We start from the raw sequence: 18,780 nt of genomic DNA, 5'->3' as shown, positions 1-18,780 counted from the left end.
ACTTTAGATAGAATTTAAAATGTCCTTTTTTTTGGTATCAAATTCTTCCTGAGAAATCAGGCCTTGGTCCAACATACTCTTAAGTTTTGTGAGTCTCGCTGTCGCATCGTTCTGGTTGGCATTATTACCTGCATTGTTTTGGCCCATCATCCCGGCCATCATATTGCCCATATTCATTCCCATTCCGAGTCCCATACCTGCGGACATTCCTTCACCTGCGTTCCCGCCTTCGTTCTTTGCGGCCGCTTCTCCGATATCCAACATTCTTTTTTGTTGGTACATTCCGCCCAAAGCATCGATCTCGAATTTGTCTGTGAGGATCTTTTGGATCTTTTGGAAGTTCGGATCGTTCTGATCGAAGTTGATGGATTGGACAAAAAAATCCAAAACTTCTATCCCGTATTTTGAGAAGTCCGGTTGGATTTTCGTTTTTCCTGCGGACGAGGCCTCTTCCAAATGTTGGTTCAATCGAGTGATCGGCTCTCCCGATTTTAAAACGACTTCCGCTAGGAAATCGCTTAGCCTAGTTACGATCATCGGTCTTAGAAAATTATCCACCTCGTCTTGTGAATAAGCTCCTCTTGCACCGACCACTCCTACTGCAAACGCTTTGGAATCTACGATCTTGATATTATATGCACCGTTTGCACGGACTCCCAAAGTGATGGTGTATTTAGGATCTTCGACTTGGATGGGTGCAGGAGTTCCCCATTTTAATTGGATAAGGGCCTTGTTAATATAAACCACTTCCGCAGTAAAAGGAGTTTGTCCTCCGAAAGGAAGGTTCACTAAGTTTTCTAAAATAGGAACGTTTCCTGTTTTTAAAGTATGAGTTCCAGGTCCGAAAATATCCAGAGCTTTACCTTCCTTAAAGAAGATAGCTTCCTGGCTTTCGTTCACTACCAATTGTCCGAAGGTACTGATATCGTTTCTGGGAAATTTCCATACAATCTCTCCCGGTTTCCCTTCGTATTTTATTACGTCTATTAATGCCATAAGAACTCCTTGGAAATATATTATTCACTACTCTACATTCGGCAAATCAAAAATGAGACTATCGTTTTAAGAAGACGTCCTTTCTGCTCTTTAGCGCGGCATCGAACTCATCTAATTCCGATCTAAAACTGCTGACCCAATTCCTTACAGTGTCGACCGAAACTTCCGGAGGAAAGTCCGGGGATCGAACCTTGGTGGACAATTCTTCCGCATGATGGATCAAAGAATAATCCCATTCCGCCAAAGCTTCCAACTCAGATTCGGTCGCCTTAAACCCGGTGCCCAATCCGTTTAGGCCGTAACTTGCTCCGATAATTTCATTTTTGAGTCTTTCTAAGACGGAAAGTAAGACCTCCGTAGAACCGATTAGGTCCATTCTTCTTTCTCGGACGAAATTTTCTTCGATCCTACGGATCGGTTCTTTGAGCGAATCCAATTTTTTGGCTAATTCGTTTCGAGCGATCCTATCCGCTTCGTAATACTGATGGTTCTTTAAGACTTCTCCATAAAATGGAAATGCGGATAGAAAGGATAAGATCTTTCCCTTCTCCGCTTTGAATCTGGAAACATATTGTGAGATTGGGTTGTTCGAAGTCATGGTTAGAAGAATGATCCGGAATTTCTTCCCAAGCAAGACAAATACTACTCTTTTCGTATCATATCCGTGAAATCGTAACTTAGGTCTTGGGGTTCCCCGGTTTATTTCTTGCTCGCAGATCCTTGAAAAGTTTTTAATTCAATTCAGGAAACAGAATCTTTTCATTATGAAATCCTATATATTGTCTATCTTTGCTTCTAAAAAGGGGGAAATAGAATCATTAAACGGGATCAGAGCGATCGGAATTCTGATGGTTATGACAAACCATCTCTGGGTTTCCAAACAACCGATCATGCGCGAAATGCCTTATTGGTTGTCCTGGTTCGTGGAGAATCAAACCACCATCGTGGATGTGTTTTTCGTATTGGGAGGTTTTCTGAATTACGGAGGTATACTCCAATACTATAAAAGGGAAAACAGTTTTCCCTATCGCAAATTTATCATAAATCGTTCTTTGAGAATTCTTCCTGCATATTACACTGCATTAGCTTTTTCTTACTATTTCTTTTCTAAACAGGTAGAAGGCCTGAAAAATATACCGAATCCAAGTGCGGATCTGATCTGGTTAATAGATAAAGGCCAAAAGGGTCTGGATTACGTTTGGGCCGACAGCATCTTCTTATCCAACTTTTTTCCTAGGGTTTTGGATGTGGGTTGGTATATTTCCTTAGAGCAGCAGATCTACTTTTTGATGGTGGTTCTTGGACCCTTCTTCTTATTCTCTAGAACCAAAAAAGTAAGGGTCATCATATTATCGATCATATATATTATCCCTTTCTTATCTAGATGTTATCTATACTCTAAAGGTCAGATGAACGCAAATGCCCTATTCTGGACGGAGAACAGATTCGATTCCATGATCGCAGGAATGCTTTTGGCGGAATATGTGGACTCTAGACCGGTGGGAGAAAGTTTAGGAAAACTGAAATATTCTTTGATCGGATTCTCGGCGATCGTATTCATTTTGATCTCTTATTCTTTCAATTGGAAACATTTCATTCGATTGACGCTTGCGAATAATTTTTACAATATCGCATTGGTTCTGATCATCTATTTAGCGATCCAAAAAGAAGGAATTTTTAAAACTATCTTAGCATTACCGATCTTCCGTCCATTGTCCAGGATCACATTTACTGTGTATTTATGGAACATACCGTTGATGGGGATTGCCACTCAATGGGCTCTAAAAGGGGAAACATTGGTCACTTTAAGCGTATTACCTAAGCTCTATTTTATATGCTTTGGGTTTACATTCTTAGCAGCTTGGCCGATCTTTTTACTCATAGAACAACCTTTTATTTGGTGGAAAGAAAAACCGAAAGTTTTGGAAAATAAGAGTGAGACCAAGACTTCATAGTCTGTCCAATAATTACGAAACCATAGTATGAAATTCGATTCGGAAATAATTCGTTCTATTCGGCACTCCACATTTCGATGGATTAAACTTTCTTTTCCGATCTTGTTCGCAATATTTTTCATTTTATATTTTAGAATTTTTGTGATCCAATTCTATCTAATCAGCGGCACGAGCATGATGCCAAGCTATAAAGAAAACGATTGGGTCCTAGTTAAAAAATGGGGTTTCCCGGCGCAGATCGGTCCCTGGGTTTTATACATTTTAGAACCGGACGTTAACAGATTCGATGTCTTAGTCTTGGATGGGATCGGAGCGGAGTTAAGTTTAAAAAGAGTGGTAGGGCTTCCCGGAGATTTTTTCAGATTTTCGGAAGGAAGAATTTTAATAAACGACTCTTCCTTAGAAGAACCTTTCTTGAACTCAGGCTATAAGACCCAAGCTCCTTCCGCCTCCATTCTACCTGTGATCGGAGTCTCCGGAAATATAGGCATCGGAGATTCGGGAAGGATCCCTCCTGGTTATGTTTTGGTTTTGGGGGATAACCGAGAATTCTCCACAGATTCCAGAAATTACGGCCTAATTCCTTTCAAAAAGTTGAGAGGAAAGGTAATCGCTAGCTTTTAAACCATTATTCGAATTCGGATTTCACTTGTACTAGAAAAGCTCTTTAATCATTCTGAAAAAGACCGAAATTTATAAAAGCGGTTCGCTCATCGATGGATTATAGCCCTCTTAATCGAAAAAGATTCACCATATTATTCGTTCTATTATGCGTATTCTTCTCCGGGCTTTTGGTCCGAGTAGGTTATCTGGTATTCTTTAACGATAGAGAGATCGCATTCAAGAATGGAGAAAGGATTGGGCGAGGCGCGATCTACGATAGAAGAGGGATCGAATTGGCATTGTCCATTGATTCTTCTACGATCGGGATCTATCCCGGGAATGTTTACGATCCGAATTTTACCGCAGTACAAATTTCTCCTTATTTGGACATTCCTCCCGAAAAGATAGAATCTTTGATCCGAGAAAAAAGCAGATATTTCCTTTTGAAAAGGGAGATAGACGATACGACCGCGAGCCGTATTATGGAGATGGCCCTTCCCGGAGTCAGAAGAGAACGAGAATTTAAAAGAGTATATCCTCACGGAAGTTTGGCGGCAAGTCTTGTCGGTTTTACCGGGATGGACGACGATAAGGCTCTATCCGGTTTAGAATATTATTATAATCAAGAATTGATGACGCCTACTGAAGCGGATTCCACCAGAGGTGCAAATGTCCATTTGACTTTGGACGGACTCATCCAATTCAAACTGGAAAAGGCGCTTGGAAAAAGATTCGAAGAAGCCGGTGCTAAAAGAGCAGTAGGTCTATTGATGGAGATCCATACGGGAAGAATTTTGGCGATGGCCAGTTTTCCATCCTTCGATCCGAATCGTTATTCTTCTTTTGAAGAATATTCTCATACGAATTGGGCGATCCGACATGTGTACGAGCCCGGATCTACCATGAAAATTTTCCTAGCAAGTATTCTTCTTAATGAAAACTTAATCCATCCGAACGAAAAATTCGATTGTCCAGGTTACGTCGATTATGGAAGGACCAGGATCAAATGTACACATGTTCATGGAAAAGTGAACTTGGAAGAGATTTTGCAGTATTCCTGCAATGCTGGGATCATAAAGGCGGCCGCAAAGATCCCGAACGATGTACTTTATGAATATATGAAACGATTCCGTTTCGGGGAAAGAGCGGGACTTCTGCCCAACGAATCCGTGGGATATATGCCGATCTTGAATAAATGGACTCCGACCACTCCGATGTTCATGGCAATCGGCCAGGGAATATCGGTAACTCCTATACAGTTAGTAGCATCCGCAGCTTCTATCGTAAACGGAGGAAGATTTATCACACCTAGGGTGGTCTCTCATATCACCGATTCCTACGGAGAAGTCATGCAGGAATTCCAATCGGAAGAGACTCCGGTAGGTATCAAAGAATATTCCACCGAAAAATTATTGAAAGCGATGACTAGAGTCGTCCAAGCCGGAACAGGAAAGAACGCATACATACAAGAATATTCCATCGCGGGAAAAACAGGAACCGGTCAAAAAGCGGTGTCTGGTAGAGGATACCAAGACGGACTTTGGTCCGCATCCTTTTTAGGATTTTTTCCGGCAGACAAACCGAAAGTGGTCGGCCTCATCCTTTTTGATGAGCCGAGAGGGGACAGTCATACAGGGGGAGGACTTGCCGCTCCCGTATTCAGGGAAGTAGTGGAGAATATTATTCCGATCATAGAACAAGGGGAAAGGACGATTAACGTAAAACTCCCTAAGTTGGACAGAAAACCTCTTACGGGCAAATCGGAACGTATTCCCGATCTCATCGGAAGGAGTAAAAGAGAAGTTGTGGAATTATTAGCTCCGTTAGGAGTTCCTTATAAACTTCACGGAAGCGGTTTCTGTTACGAGCAAGATCCCTCTCCGGGTTCTTCTTACGAAGGAAAAAGGATAAACGTATTCTTCCAATGAAAGAACTCAGGTCGGATTTACTCGAAAAAAATTTGGCCTCACTTCGCAGTTTCGCGCCGAAAGCCTCCGAAAGAATAGGATCTTCCCGGATCAATTTCGAGATAGTCCCTACAAAAACGGAAGATCCAAGTTTAAAGATCGGCAATGTACTTTTACATAGTTCCATGGATCCTCGCAAAGAAGCGGAAAGACAGCTTGCGGATCTGAAAAAAGGGGATGAAGAAAGGGCATTCCTATTTTTCGGAGCAGGGCTCGGTTATTCCATCCAATATACATTAAGATTTGATAAAATAATCTGCGTATGGATGGAACCTTTTCCGGAAATTATCAAGGCTGCATTTTCATTATTCGATTTTTCTCCCATGATCCTTTCCGGTAAGTTGAGAATATTTCTCCCCCCATACGAAGAATCCGCGTTTTACGAGGGTTTTAAAGGGATCTCGGGATATCCCGTAAGTTTTATACCTCATAGAGGAAGTCTACAATGGAAACAGGAAGAATACCAAGAACTTAGGTTTTTGGCCGAGACATTCTTCCATAAAAAAGATGTGAACACAGCCACATTGACCAGATTCGAGAAGGTCTGGACCGGTAATTTTATCCGCAATCTTCCGGAACTTGTAGATATGAGCCCCATCAATGAATTATTCGGTTTATGCAAATCCAAGATAGATGTGGTAGTTTGCGGTGCCGGGCCCTCTCTTTATCTTTCTTTGCAAGACTTGAAAGAATATAGAGAAAACTTTATATTGATCGCAGTGGATACTGCGCTTCTTATTTTGCAAAAATCAGGAATAGATCCCGATCTTGTATTTAGTGTGGATCCCCAACCTTTAAATTCAAAATATTTAGAAGGATATTTCGGAAAGGCAAAGTTTGTATTCGATCCTACTACTTCCTATCATTCATTAAGAATGCCTTATATAGGTGGAAACCATTATCTGACTTCCTCTCCTTTTCCCTGGATTAAACTTTTGGAAAATGCTTCCGAAAACGGACTGGGAGCCGTGGACTTCGGAGGTTCCGTTTCCACAAATGCCGCAAGTCTAGCGGAAAAAATGGATGCAAGGTCCGTTTTACTTTTAGGACAAGACCTTTCTTTTCCGGGTTCCCAAGCGCATTGTAAGGGTGCAATCTTAGAAGAAAGATTAAATTTTTTGGAATCCAGAACAAAGAGAAGGGAACATCATAATTATAAGCAGATGACCGCTTTGCCGCCAAAGTGGATCGAATCTATCCGGGGAAAAAAACTTAGGACAAATGAAAAACTTCTGATCTTCAAAAAATGGTTCGAAGAAAGACAAAAAGACCGTCCTTGGGCCAATCTGGGGCAAGACGGAGCAAAGTTAGAAGGGATCCAGAATATTACATTTCAAGAATGGTATGGACAAAACCCATCGAATATAAAAGAGGTAACCGAGATCAAAAAAAAGATCCAGGACCTTCTTCCTTCCAAGATCAATCGCAAAAAAGTATCGGTCGAATTAAACAAGATCCGCAACGAGTTAAAAGAATTCGGAGTGCAAGTTTCCAAAGGAGAAGTCCTTTCCGAGAAAATTTACGACCTCATCCAAAACGGAGAGAAGGACAAAGAGTCCATTCGAAAAGCATTGCATGAGATTTCCGTAATAGATGATCGTATCAGTTCTAAAAAAGGGCTAACTGAATTTTTAGGGATCAGTTTGCAGAGAGTGATCTTGGCGATCACGGAAGGATACGACACCGAACTTACATTGGAAGAGAAGAAGAATGAAAGACTTGCAGTTGCGAAAAAGAGCCTTCTTCTTTATTCGGGTCTAAGAAAAAGTACGGAAATGAATTTGCAGCTGATCAGTAAGGCAGTGAGGCGCTTTTCTTCGTAAAAAAAGAATTATTTTCGTTCTTCCTAGCCGGTATATGTTCATAACCTGTAAATAACCCTGCCCGAATCCCTATAAACGTCTATATCATGCTAGAATTTCGGCAGATTTCTGCCATGTGCGTCGCATTCCTCAATTAACGTAAAAATCCACCTTTGAAACTTTTTTTCGTTTTTTTGTTGACTGTATTTGTGCTACGCACTACAAATGGATTGTGCGCCGCACAACGGTGCATCAAGGAGCTAAAAATGGAAAAACAAATTCTAGATGTACTGAACGCAGGTCTTGGTTTGGTTAAAAGCGGACAAGAAGGTCTGGATAAAGCGAAAGCAGAATTTACTAAGAGTTTTCAAGAACTCGCAGCTAAAGGCGCTTCCGACAATTCCGAAGCATCTGTTCGTGTTCGTGAGTTCGTAGACAAATTCTTAAACGAAGCTAAAGAATTAACTACCGCAGCTACTAAAACCTATGAAGATTCTCGCGCTAAGGCACTTGAAGTTTATAACCAGATTGTTGAAGAAGCTAAGAAATTAGTTCCCGCTGAACAAATCGAAGCTATCAAGGCAAAATTTAGCGAAGTTACGGAGACAGTTAAAAAACCTGCTGCTCCAACTAAAAAAACTGCTTAATAAAAGCCTTTTGAACCTCCCAATATCGGCGGGAGATCCTTCCCGCCGAAAATTTTTTTCTCTTTTCTTTTTCTGATCTAAATTAACGATTTTCCACCATCTCCGCTAATTTTTTAGGCGCAAGTTGGCAGTAACTTTCCTTCAATAAAACTTCTACCTCGTCCCAGTCGATCGAATCGTCGATCACGAGCCCGATAATATCTTCCCACCAGACCGGTTTAAAAAATGGGTAATCTTTAAAACGAGAAACATCCATCTTTTTGGGAGAATAACGAAAGGTTAATAAACAAGCAATTCCTTCCAGGTCGGAAGCCTTTGCATAAGCAGGCGGGTACCCGTTCTGCAACATCAATACATGAGCAAAATTTTTCTTTTTGATACACCAGCGAGTTCCGATCCAAGCCTGTTCTTCATAAGCTTCCGGAAGATCCAAACAGATCAAACGTAGTTTGGATAGAATTGTATTTGGGACTGAAATATGATCCGACATTGGAACACCCGGGGGGAAGGATTATAGTTCCTTAGATACAAACTTGCAATCTAAATTCGAAAGAGAGTACAGGAAGAAAGTAAACTTTATACCTCGGTCATTTCCTGATAGTCCGTCCCTAAATTAAGGTTATCGACTGGTACTTGATTTCGGGCTTCAAGAGCCTGAAAGGCTCTTATACACTTTATATAATCTCTCTATTCCAAGTTTTGTTTCTTCCTCCGAAGCGTTTGAGAAGTTCCATCGTAGATGATTGTTTTCCGGTTTACCTACGAAGAAAGAAGATCCTGGAACCGCCGCGAGTCCCTTCTCCAAACATTTTCGAAAAAGTAGGTCCGTATCGATCTCTTCCGGAAATTCCAGCCAATAGAATAAACCTCCTTTAGAAATTTGTAATGGAATAGAATCTTTGAAATTATTTTGGAAACAGGTAAACGTATGCTCCGATTTCTTTTTGTAAGTTTTTCGGATCAAGGATAGATGTTCTTCATATTTGGAAGAAGATACGAATCCAAATACTAATTCCTGATTCAGGGTAGCGGAATGTAAATCCATGGATTGTTTTTGTACGATCAGATCTTGGAGGATCTGTCTCGGTGCCCTGATCCATCCGACTCTCAATCCGGGTGAAAGTGTTTTGGAGAATGTCCCGATAGAGATCGTATTTTCCGGGCCTAATTCGCATAAAGAAATCGGCAAGTTCTCCTGGAAATACAATTCTCTATAAGCAGTATCTTCTATGATCGGAACTGTATTTTTTAAAAGGAGTTCAGAGATCGAATGTCGAATTTCTAAAGAATAAGAATACGCGGAAGGATTTTGGAAATCAGGAATGCAGTAAAAGAATTTCGGTTTTACGGAGGAAGTCGCCAATGTATATTTTAATTCTTCCATGTCCGGGCCTTCTTCTCCATAGCTGATCCCTAAGAAGGATGGTGCATAAGAAGAGAATACTTGGATGGCTCCTAAGTAGCTGGGTCTTTCTAAAAGAATGAGCGAACCTTCTTCTATAAAATAACGACCGAGTAGATCCAATGCTTGTTGTGAGCCGGAAGTTAAAAGAATTTCGTCAGCATTAGAACCTGGATAATATCGATCTGCGATCCAGGCACGTAAGTCGGAATGTCCCTGAGTATCCGCGTATTGAAATAGTTTTGCGCCTTTTTTAGAAACGGAAGCCTCGAAAAAATATTTTAGATCTTGGATCGGAAACAAAGTATCATCCGGAAGACCTCCCGCAAAAGAGATCATACCCGGTGTATCGATTACCTTCAGTATCTCTCTCGTCACAGACGCAGGAGTTCTGGCCGGCCTTGCAGAAGGTCGGAAAATTTCGGAGCTATTTTCTAGAATTAACTTGCCCATCTTCTTATTTTGTTTATACATTAAATTGAGAATACCATACAGATACAGAAATCGTTTTTATGACCGATACAGATCGAGCTATTACTAAATATTCTAAGATCGCAAATTCTTTGATACGTAGGATAGAATCTGGAGAATTCCCTCCCGGTTCCAAATTACCTTCTCTACGAAAGATCTGTGTATTCGAAGAATGTAATCTTTCAACTGCCGTGGAAGCTTTCGGCATTCTTCAGGAAAGAGGCCTTATCAGCGGTAGAGAGAGGTCCGGTTATTTCGTTCTTCCGCGACCGGAATTTTATCCTAAATATAAATTACAAAAACCTGTAAGAGTTCCGAATCCGTCGGTTCCGGAAGAGGTAAGTTCTTTGATGTCGGAACTTGCGGATCCCGGCTTCATTCCTTTCGGGGCAGCGGTCCCGGATCCTCAATTTTTGCCGTACTCTTCCTTGCAGAAAGCATATAAGAAATCCTTAAAGGACTCTCAGGTTTATAAATATTCGGATGCAGCCGGTATTTTGGAACTCAGAAAAAAGATCGCAATCCGTTCTTCCGGTAAAGAAAGAAGGATCCGTCCCGAGGAAGTGTTTATCACCTTGGGTTGTTCGGAAGCGGCGTTTTTGGCTTTGAGCCTTTCCACCAAACCGGGTGATAAGGTTGCAGTAGAGAGTCCTCTTCATTTTGTTTTGTATCAAATTCTTTCCGATTTAAAACTAAAGGCGATCGAGATACCAACCGATCCTGTTTCCGGTTTGGATCTTCAATCTTATATTTCCGTTATAAAGAAAGAATCTCCTAAGTTTTTGATCACCATTCCTACCTTTTCGAATCCCACCGGAAGTCTTATGCCATTGGGATCCAAAAATGAACTTCTGAAAATTTCCTCCGAGTACGGTGTGAAAATTCTGGAGGACGATATTTACGGGGACTTGCAGCATAACGGCGGCATCCGTCCTTCTTCTCTTTTATCTTTGGATACGGAAGGAATTGTGACCCAGGTTTCTTCTCTTTCTAAATCCGTGAATCCCGGGCTTAGGATCGGTTGGATGATCAGTGATCCGACTAAAGTGGAAAATGTTAGACGTCTTCGTTTAGCGGAGGCGATCTCTTTACCTGCAATTCCCCAGCTTGCCGCTTCTTATTTTATGGGATCTCTAGCTCATGAAAGACATTTGAGGGAATTTAGACGAAAGTTGGGAGGTTTGGTGCTTTCGTATGCGGATTCTTTTTTGGAATATTTTCCGAAGGGGACCAAGGTTGCCATTCCACAAGGCGGCTTTCTTCTCTGGATAGAACTTCCGAAAGGAAAAGATTCCAGAGTCCTCAGATTCCAAGCCGCTAAAAAGAAGATCAGTTTGGTTCCCGGAAATCTTTTCTCTCTTTCCGGTAAGTATGTGAACAATTTTAGGATTAATGCAGGAGTTCTCATGGGACCAAAGGTGATCTCTGCCATCCAGACTCTCGGAAAAATTGCAAAAGAAATTTAGATTGTGGGTCCGTACAGGCCCAAGGTATTGTCCATTGCGAGCATGAACTTAGAAACAGAAATCCAACAACCTACCATTTTATGCGACCCTTCCGGTAAAGTGAATCGGAATGCGATCGGCTGGTCCAAAACTCCCTTACATAGATGTAATGTAAAAGGCCACTGGCTCCGAAAGAAAAAATGGAATTACTGGTGTTTTTACGATCAAAATTTTTTGGCTTCTTTTACTGTTTCGGATATCGATTACGCAGGCGTGATCTTTTGTTATTGGTTGGATAGAAAGACCGGCGAGTTCCAAGAGTCCACTGTCATCACTCCTTTCGGAAAAGGTACTCTATTAGGGCAAACCGTTTCCAGCAGCGCTCGTTACGAAGGTAAGGAAGGATTTCTGGATTTCCAAATGGACGAAGATGGAAATTACCGGATCAAAGTCGACTTCCTAAAGGGAACCCGCAAGGCCATCCAAGCGGATATTACATTAGAAGTTCCGAATCAATGGGAAAGTCTGAACGTTGTGGTTCCTTGGAATAGAAATCGTTTTCAATTCACTCATAAATTATTCGGATTGGGGGCAAAGGGGAAAGTTACGACTGCTTCTAAATCTTATGAATTCCAACCTAAAACCTCTTTCGGTGTTTTGGATTATGGAAGAGGTGTTTGGCCATATTTCAGCAAATGGAATTGGGCATCCATGTCGTATCGTCCCGGTGGCAGCGAAGTCTATGGAATGAATTTGGGCGGGGGTTGGACCGACGGAACAGGGACTACCGAGAATGCTCTTTTGATCAATGGTAGGATTTATAAAATTCCTTCCGTGATCGCTTTTGAATTCGATAAAAAAGATCCTAAAAAACCTTGGATGATCTATTCCAAGGAAAGTAAAGCGGTCGAGCTTGTATTCACTCCCGACTTCCATCGAAAGGCCTACTCCAATATGGGTTTAATTTCTTCGAAGGTGAATCAAATGATCGGAAGTTTTGACGGCGTTTTCCGGATCGGCAAAAGTGAATTTAGGATTGAAAACGGTCAAGGTTGGGCGGAAGATCATATCGCTCGTTGGTAGGTTAGAATGATCCAACTTTCCGAATATTCCACGGAACCGAACGAAGATCTTTCCAGAGAAAAAGCGGAAGAACTTCGCCTTAAGGAATTGGAAAGAATAGAAGAACTTCAGATCCGTCTTTTTGCTAGTAAAAAGAAATCATTACTAATCATTCTTCAGGGAGTAGATGCATCCGGAAAAGACGGGACTGTTAAAAAACTTTTCTCGGCTTTAAATCCGTTGGGTTGTACCTGCAAGGCTTGGAAAGCTCCTACGTCCGAGGAATTAAGTCGCGACTTTCTCTGGAGAATCCATAAAGAACTTCCCGGGAAAGGTTGGATCCAGATCTTCAATCGATCTCATTACGAGGATATTCTGGTTCCGTACGTTTCTGAAAGTTTATCCAAAGATAGGCTGAAGGACAGATTAGGATTTATAGATTCTTTCGAGGAATTTGTATCAAAGGAAAATCATACTCATATCCTGAAATTTTTCCTACATATTTCCCAAGAGGAGCAGACCAAAAGAATAGAAGAAAGATTATCAAATCCGGAAAAGAATTGGAAATTCGATCCAAGCGATCTCGAAGCTCGTAAAAATTTTAAGAAGTATCTGAGCGCGTATGAGTGGATATTTTCCCATTCAAAGGATCGTTTTCCTTGGGTAATCGTTCCTTCGAACAAAAAATGGTGCCGGGATTATTTGATCGCTAAGTCCGTCCGCAAGGAATTGGAAGATATGGATCTCAAATATCCTAAGTTGGAAGTCCTACCAGGCGGGATTTAGCCTAGTTTTCTTTTTTCATTTTTTCAAATTTTTCATAAATTAGAGGTTGACCGTTGTGGTGCGGTGCAATATGAATGGTTTGTGCGCTGCACTAAAAATGCTGCGAAAAAAGGAGAGAAAAATGGAAAAACAACTGTTGGACATTCTTAACGCCGGAATCGGACTTTTGAAATCTGGACAAGAAGGACTAGACAAAGCGAAAGTAGATTTGGAAAAAACCTACGGAGAATTAGTAGCGAAAGGCGCTGCAGACAATTCTGAAACTTCCGTAAAAATTCGCGAATCTGTGGATAAACTTTTGAACGAAATCAAAGAAGTTTCCACTGTTGCCGGTAAAAACTACGAGGAAACTCGTGGCAAGATCGTTGAGAAGTACAATCAAATCTCCGAAGAGATCAAAAAACGCGTTCCGGAAGGACAATTAGAAGCTGTTAAAGCGAAATTAACCGAAGTGGCTGAGACAATCAAAGCTACTGCAAAGGGAAAAGCTTAATTTCCGACCGAGCGGGCGAAGGGAAACCTCGCCTGCTAATTTCTTCCCACCTCTTATTTTCCACTGCTTGACATTTTCTTTTTTCGGGTGTTTTTGCTAGGGATGTTCTCCCATCCAAAATCCGCCTCAGCGTTTTTTCCTAAATTATCCGTTCTCCTAGTAATGATCCTATCTTTCCAAGTTTGGCCCCAAACTACGGAACCTTCTCCGGATAAAAATATTGAGCAAAAGCCTAGTCCTTTGAATGAACTTCCTCCTGAAAAAACTCCGACTGGACCAAGCCAGCCGGAACTTAGGGAAAAATTCAAGAACCAGATCGGAGGGTTCGCGTTAGGAAGATTCGATAGGTATTATTCTTTGCAGTTTGCCAGAATGTTGGATTCACAATGGGCAATCGGACTCAGCGGATATACTAACTCTTATGTGAATCGTTTTGATAATGATACCGCTTATTCTTATTTTCTTCCGCCTCATGATTTTTACGGTAGGTTGAGAAATTATGAGGAAAAGTATTGGGGAGGAGCATTCTTCGTCCAAAGGTTCATAGCAGATTCTCCTTTTTTCGTTTCCCTTTGGTTGGGAAGAGAACATTTCCAAAAAACCCAAACGGTTCTTTATTGGGAATCCGCCGGAAATACGTATCGTTTCGAAAAAGATTCTTATAGTTCCGGACCAAGAAACTATGCCGGTTTCGGAGTCGGATTCAGATTCCAAACTTCTTCCGGTCTTTTTTTCGGTTGGGAAGGTGTATGGAGCTGGTATTCTCCTTATCATAATTCATTCTCCGTTTCCGATCTTTATTATTCGGATAGGACCGCAAGTATGGGGGATCTTTTATACAGAAAGTATGCATATCAGAATGGAGAAAGATTGCCCGGCTCCAGCTTTGGTTTGAATCTTTTTGTCGGGTGGGCCTTCTAATGACGGATCCATTTCTTCTTCCTAAACCTTGGGTGATCGCGCATAGAGGAGACAGCGGAGAATATCCCGAAAACACTATGATCTCCTTCCAAAGCGCCTGTGAACTGGGGGCCGATTGGATAGAATTGGACATCATCCATTCTGCTGATGGAAAAATAGTAGTCATTCACGACGATACCCTGGATAGAACCACCGATCAAAAAGGAGAAGTAAAACTTCTTCCTTTCGATTTGATCCGTAAAGCGGATGCGGGCGTATGGAAAGATCCAAAATTTAAAGGGGAGAAGGTGCCGGAACTTTGGGAGGTCTGGGATTTTTTAAAATCCAAAAATATAGGCCTGAATGTGGAGATCAAATCCTGCGCCTACGAAGAGATCCCGATCGAAATTCCGATCGAACAGGAACTGATAGACTATACGAAAAAAAATTCTCTTTTCCATAAAACGTTATTCTCCTCTTTCTGCTGGGACTCTTTGGTGAGACTCAGGGAATTGTCCGTAGAAGCAAAACTTGGGATCTTGATCGGAGAAGAAACTTCTTCTTGGATGGAAGCTTTAGATCTAGGTTTTAGATTGAACGTTTTCAGTTTGAATCTTTCCGCAAAGGGTCTGGACAAGGAAACTGTTTCCAAGATCCAAAAGGAAGGTTTTAACGTCTTAGTTTATACTTTGAATACGGAAGAAGAATTGAAGTTCGGAATAGATCTAGGCGTGGACGGGATCTTTACGAATTATCCGAAAAGAATGAGATCTCTTCTTACTTGATCTCTACTCTGGCAAATTGGTCCAGCTCTACTTGCCAATGATCTATCATATTTTTTAGGACAGATACTACCTGTTCGGAAGGAACATCGTAATTATCGGAGGAGAATGCGTCGGTTTCTTGAAATCCTTCTATATTTTTCAGATCTTCTCCTTCCGCTCTGAATCTATAGATCTCGAATTCTTCTGCACCTCTTGCTTCTCCGTTCTTAATGAAAAAGGGTTTGATCAGGCTCATTCTATATTTTCCGAAACGAAAACCCTGCAAAGATTGCAGGAATTTATAAGTACCTAAAGCCAATTCCAGTTTCATATGATCTGAGTATTTTTCGGAACCTAGAAATGTAAGTGCAGAAGTTCCTCCGAATCCTAAGTACACCTCATATTTAGTGCCCTTATCATCTTGGGTTTTGATGAGATCGATTTCTTTTAATCTTTCACCGAATAAAGCGAATGCTGCCATTTTGATCTTTTCTTCTTCGTTTAATTGCGCGTCGGAAAGTATCGTTCTTACTTTTTCTTGAGGTGATTTGGAACAGGAAGAAAATTGGAGAATGGCCAGAAAGACCAATAATATTTGAAGAGCTGTTTTCATAGGAATACCGAAAGCAAAAACCGATCTGTCGTTTAGTATGACTTATTTTCGGAAAAAAATCCATCGATAAAAATACAATTTTAACGTTCAATCCGTCCGAGTACCTTCAGAGGATTTAGAATTCTAATACGCAGCGTTTATTTAAGTATCCGCATTTTATCTGATACAATTCTCCTGATCCGATTTCTTTACGAATGCAATTTTTTTCGAAAAACTACTGAGTCACTAACTTTAGCTTTTTGAAAATCTGGATCGCACAAAATGAGAAAAGAGAAAAGCCGATCGAAATAGACCAATCTTCGAAAGTCATTTCATGAATATCTAATGCTTTTTTAAACACTGGAATGTAGATGCAGATCAAGACTAGTCCTATACAAACGAAGGAAGATATCCAAAGATAGCGGTTTTTTAGTATTTCCGAATTTCTCCAACCTGATCTGCCTGAGCCCATATTAAATGCGTGGAGTGTTTGCGAAAAGATAAGGGTAAAAAACAAAATATTATTGCAAAGCTCCGGATTCCAAGCTTCGGACCGATGGACGGTGTAATGGCTTATAAAGACAGACGAAAGGCTGAAAAGAGAGATTAGAAAGGAGTATATAAAGACCGTTTTCCATCTCTTGGAGTCGATAATCGGTTCAGAAGAAGGACGAGGAGGCTGATCCATAATTTTGGGACCGGCCTCGGTCACTCCTAATGCCAAAGCGGGCAATACGTCGGTGATCAAATTGATAAAAAGTATCTGCAAAGGAAATAACTGAAAATGAAGATTTAGTATTGATGCAAAAGATATCACCAGTAGTTCGCTTAGGTTGCAGGAAAGAAGGTATATTACAAATTTCCTAATATTCTCAAAAATTGCCCTGCCTTGACGGATGGCAACGGTAATCGAACTGAAAGAGTCGTTTTTGAGCACCATGTCGGACGCCTCTTGGGCGACTTGTGTTCCTCTCTCTCCCATCGCAATCCCTATGTCGGCCTTTTTCAAAGCAGGTGCGTCGTTGACTCCGTCTCCTGTCATTCCGACTATGAATTTATTTTCCTGAAGTACCGTTACTAGATCAAGTTTCTGTTTCGGGCTGACTCTCGCAAAAATATTGGAACCGATCCAATCCTGTTTTTGCTCTTGGGTCAATTCCTTTAACCCGGGCATATCTTTTCCGAGTATGACCTTCGAACTCGAAGAAGGATCGGTGATCCCTAGTTCTAAAGCGATATTTTTTGCGGTAAAAGGATGATCCCCTGTGATCATGATCACTTTGATCCCGGCAGTTTTACATTCTTCTAATGCACTATAGACTTCCGGTCTTGGAGGATCTTTTAGACCTACCAAACCTGCGAATACGAATTCGGACGATGGATCTATTTCCGATCTTTTAGTGTCCGAATAAGCAAACCCGATTACTTTAAGACCGGAGGAAGCCATCTCATCAGCCCGGTCAAGCCAACTTTTTGAATCGGAGTTAGCCATCTCCTTTTCTCCGGAAGAGGACAGCATACTTTTGCTCTTTTGTATCATAACCTCTGCCGCGCCTTTTGCCAGTAACCTATTTCCTTCCTCATTTCGATGAAGTGTCAACATGATCTTCGTATCGGAATCGAAAGGGATCTCGCCGATCTTAGGATACATTTTACGGATCTTAGTCGGATCCGAACCGAGTCGTTCCGCAAATTTTAATAGACCAGTTTCCAGAGGATCTCCTATCTCCTTTTCGGATCCGGATTGATGATCAATCTCGGCCGTATTGCACAGAATAGAAACTTGAAGCAATATATCCCGGCTAATTCCTGTTATGCCGGTCCAATTCGAGGCAAGATCAAAACTTCCGTCAGGAGTAACGATCGTTACGACTTCTATCTTGTTTTGGGTCAAAGTTCCCGTTTTATCCGTACAGATTACGTTTGTTCCGCCTAATGTTTCTACTGCGGAAAGTTTTTTCACGATTACGTCGTGCTTTGCCATCCGCAGCATTCCTTGGGCTAACGCAAGAGTGGACACGATTGGAAGTCCTTCCGGGATAGCGGCGACCGCCAATGCGATGGAAGTCTCAAGCATTTGCAGGAAATGTCTGCCTTCCCATAGACCTAGTACAAAGATCAAACCGATCAAGAAGACGGTTACTTGGATCAATCTTTTAGTGAATTGTAATAGTTTGGCTTCTAAAGGTGTGGCGCTGGAATCCGCTCCTTGCAGCATTTTGGCGATTTTTCCGATTTCAGTCGCCATACCGGTCGAAGTTACTATGCCGAATGTGTTCCCCTTTGTGACGAAGGTTCCCTTAAATAACAAGTTGGATCTTTCTGCCAGGGGGATGTCATCCGGCAAAGATACGTTGTTCTTATCGCAAGGGGTGGATTCACCGGTTAACGTCGATTCGTCGGTTTGAAGGCTTACAAGGGAAAAAATCCGTGCATCAGCCGGAATAATATCTCCGGCTTCCAGGTAAATGATATCTCCCGGAACAACCAACTCCGAATCCAGTTCTTGTATTTTTCCGTCTCTCTTTACTTTTGCAGTCACCGTGGACAATTTTTTTAAGGCATCCATGGATTTTGCGGCTTTCACTTCCATATAAAATCCGATCAATCCGTTGACCAAAATTACGACCAAGATCGCGCTTCCATCCAGCCATTCTTCGAAGTAAAAGGATAGGGCGGTTGCAAGAAAAAGTAAGTATACGATCGGACTCTTAAATTGTTCTATAAACACCAACCATATACTTTTCTTTTTCTCTTCTTGGATCTTATTCGGTCCGTATTTCTGGAGACGGCTTTCCGCTTCAGGCGAGGATATGCCTGCTTCGGTATCAGTTTGGAATATTCGAATAATCTCATTTATATTTATGTTATGTATAACTTCTTTCAACGATTTGT

The 18,780-nt window shown here is 41.4% G+C and carries 17 protein-coding genes; 11 read left to right on the top strand and 6 right to left on the bottom strand.

The genetic code is table 11. The features are described 5' to 3' along the window. Window positions 1-3 precede the first annotated feature (3 nt). Together LEP1GSC192_RS06620 and LEP1GSC192_RS06615 are read right to left on the bottom strand one after the other, a co-directional pair. Window positions 4-996, bottom strand: coding sequence for an SPFH domain-containing protein (locus LEP1GSC192_RS06620; protein WP_020769105.1), 993 nt, complete (start codon window positions 994-996; stop codon window positions 4-6). Between the two features lie 58 nt (window positions 997-1,054). Next, window positions 1,055-1,594, bottom strand: a complete 540-nt coding sequence (locus LEP1GSC192_RS06615; RefSeq protein WP_052005213.1) for a hypothetical protein — start codon at window positions 1,592-1,594, stop codon at window positions 1,055-1,057. A 166-nt stretch (window positions 1,595-1,760) separates the two neighbouring features. Here LEP1GSC192_RS06615 and LEP1GSC192_RS06610 point away from each other — a divergent pair, with 166 nt between their 5' ends. From LEP1GSC192_RS06610 to LEP1GSC192_RS06590, 5 genes are all read left to right on the top strand, one after another. After that, window positions 1,761-2,951: an acyltransferase gene (locus LEP1GSC192_RS06610; RefSeq protein WP_020769370.1), complete on the top strand. Its 1,191-nt coding sequence runs from the start codon at window positions 1,761-1,763 to the stop codon at window positions 2,949-2,951. 27 nt (window positions 2,952-2,978) lie between these two features. Continuing rightward, a complete protein-coding gene (gene lepB, locus LEP1GSC192_RS06605; protein ID WP_020769060.1) occupies window positions 2,979-3,575 on the top strand; it encodes a signal peptidase I in 597 nt (198 codons plus the stop codon). Window positions 3,576-3,667: 92 nt separating this feature from the next. After that, the gene (locus tag LEP1GSC192_RS06600; protein ID WP_020769256.1) at window positions 3,668-5,482 is read left to right on the top strand and encodes a penicillin-binding protein; all 1,815 of its coding nucleotides are present in this window, start codon (window positions 3,668-3,670) and stop codon (window positions 5,480-5,482) included. Continuing rightward, complete coding sequence (locus LEP1GSC192_RS06595; protein ID WP_020769155.1) at window positions 5,479-7,344, top strand: motility associated factor glycosyltransferase family protein; 1,866 nt, start codon at window positions 5,479-5,481, stop codon at window positions 7,342-7,344. Before LEP1GSC192_RS06600 ends, LEP1GSC192_RS06595 begins: the two co-directional genes overlap by 4 nt. 245 nt (window positions 7,345-7,589) lie before the next feature. Then, window positions 7,590-7,970: a hypothetical protein gene (locus tag LEP1GSC192_RS06590; RefSeq protein WP_020769276.1), complete on the top strand. Its 381-nt coding sequence runs from the start codon at window positions 7,590-7,592 to the stop codon at window positions 7,968-7,970. Window positions 7,971-8,052: 82 nt separating this feature from the next. On the opposite strand, the gene LEP1GSC192_RS06585 is transcribed toward LEP1GSC192_RS06590, so the two are convergent. Both LEP1GSC192_RS06585 and LEP1GSC192_RS06580 read right to left on the bottom strand, forming a co-directional pair. Further along, window positions 8,053-8,460: an MmcQ/YjbR family DNA-binding protein gene (locus tag LEP1GSC192_RS06585; protein ID WP_020769087.1), complete on the bottom strand. Its 408-nt coding sequence runs from the start codon at window positions 8,458-8,460 to the stop codon at window positions 8,053-8,055. A 156-nt stretch (window positions 8,461-8,616) separates the two neighbouring features. Then, on the bottom strand, window positions 8,617-9,846 hold the full coding sequence (locus LEP1GSC192_RS06580; protein ID WP_020769399.1) for a PLP-dependent aminotransferase family protein: 1,230 nt from the start codon (window positions 9,844-9,846) through the stop codon (window positions 8,617-8,619). Between the two features lie 38 nt (window positions 9,847-9,884). Between LEP1GSC192_RS06580 and LEP1GSC192_RS06575 the strand changes: the two genes are divergently transcribed. From LEP1GSC192_RS06575 to LEP1GSC192_RS06550, 6 genes are all read left to right on the top strand, one after another. Continuing rightward, window positions 9,885-11,309 (top strand): PLP-dependent aminotransferase family protein, encoded by a 1,425-nt coding sequence (locus LEP1GSC192_RS06575; protein WP_020769312.1) that lies wholly within the window; start codon window positions 9,885-9,887, stop codon window positions 11,307-11,309. Window positions 11,310-11,351: 42 nt separating this feature from the next. Further along, window positions 11,352-12,371, top strand: coding sequence for a DUF2804 domain-containing protein (locus tag LEP1GSC192_RS06570; RefSeq protein WP_020769067.1), 1,020 nt, complete (start codon window positions 11,352-11,354; stop codon window positions 12,369-12,371). A 6-nt stretch (window positions 12,372-12,377) separates the two neighbouring features. Further along, entirely contained in the window at window positions 12,378-13,136 is a 759-nt protein-coding gene (locus LEP1GSC192_RS06565) for a PPK2 family polyphosphate--nucleotide phosphotransferase (protein WP_020769228.1), read from the top strand. A 121-nt stretch (window positions 13,137-13,257) separates the two neighbouring features. Next, the gene (locus LEP1GSC192_RS06560) at window positions 13,258-13,629 is read left to right on the top strand and encodes a hypothetical protein (RefSeq protein WP_020769408.1); all 372 of its coding nucleotides are present in this window, start codon (window positions 13,258-13,260) and stop codon (window positions 13,627-13,629) included. A 102-nt stretch (window positions 13,630-13,731) separates the two neighbouring features. Continuing rightward, a complete protein-coding gene (locus LEP1GSC192_RS06555) occupies window positions 13,732-14,550 on the top strand; it encodes a hypothetical protein (RefSeq protein ID WP_020769070.1) in 819 nt (272 codons plus the stop codon). Then, on the top strand, window positions 14,550-15,314 hold the full coding sequence (locus tag LEP1GSC192_RS06550; protein ID WP_020769142.1) for a glycerophosphodiester phosphodiesterase family protein: 765 nt from the start codon (window positions 14,550-14,552) through the stop codon (window positions 15,312-15,314). Before LEP1GSC192_RS06555 ends, LEP1GSC192_RS06550 begins: the two co-directional genes overlap by 1 nt. Here LEP1GSC192_RS06550 and LEP1GSC192_RS06545 read toward each other — a convergent pair. Together LEP1GSC192_RS06545 and LEP1GSC192_RS06540 are read right to left on the bottom strand one after the other, a co-directional pair. After that, window positions 15,307-15,906, bottom strand: coding sequence for a hypothetical protein (locus LEP1GSC192_RS06545; RefSeq protein WP_020769103.1), 600 nt, complete (start codon window positions 15,904-15,906; stop codon window positions 15,307-15,309). The genes LEP1GSC192_RS06550 and LEP1GSC192_RS06545 overlap by 8 nt on opposite strands. 214 nt (window positions 15,907-16,120) lie before the next feature. Then, a complete protein-coding gene (locus LEP1GSC192_RS06540) occupies window positions 16,121-18,772 on the bottom strand; it encodes a cation-translocating P-type ATPase (protein ID WP_020769201.1) in 2,652 nt (883 codons plus the stop codon). Between the last annotated feature and the right edge of the window lie 8 nt (window positions 18,773-18,780).

It is taken from the genome of Leptospira sp. B5-022 (assembly GCF_000347035.1).
GTDB classification, from domain to species: Bacteria; Spirochaetota; Leptospiria; order Leptospirales; family Leptospiraceae; genus Leptospira_B; species Leptospira_B cinconiae.
Note: the sequence above shows the minus strand (reverse complement) of the source record. Positions and strands in the feature narration are given on the sequence as shown.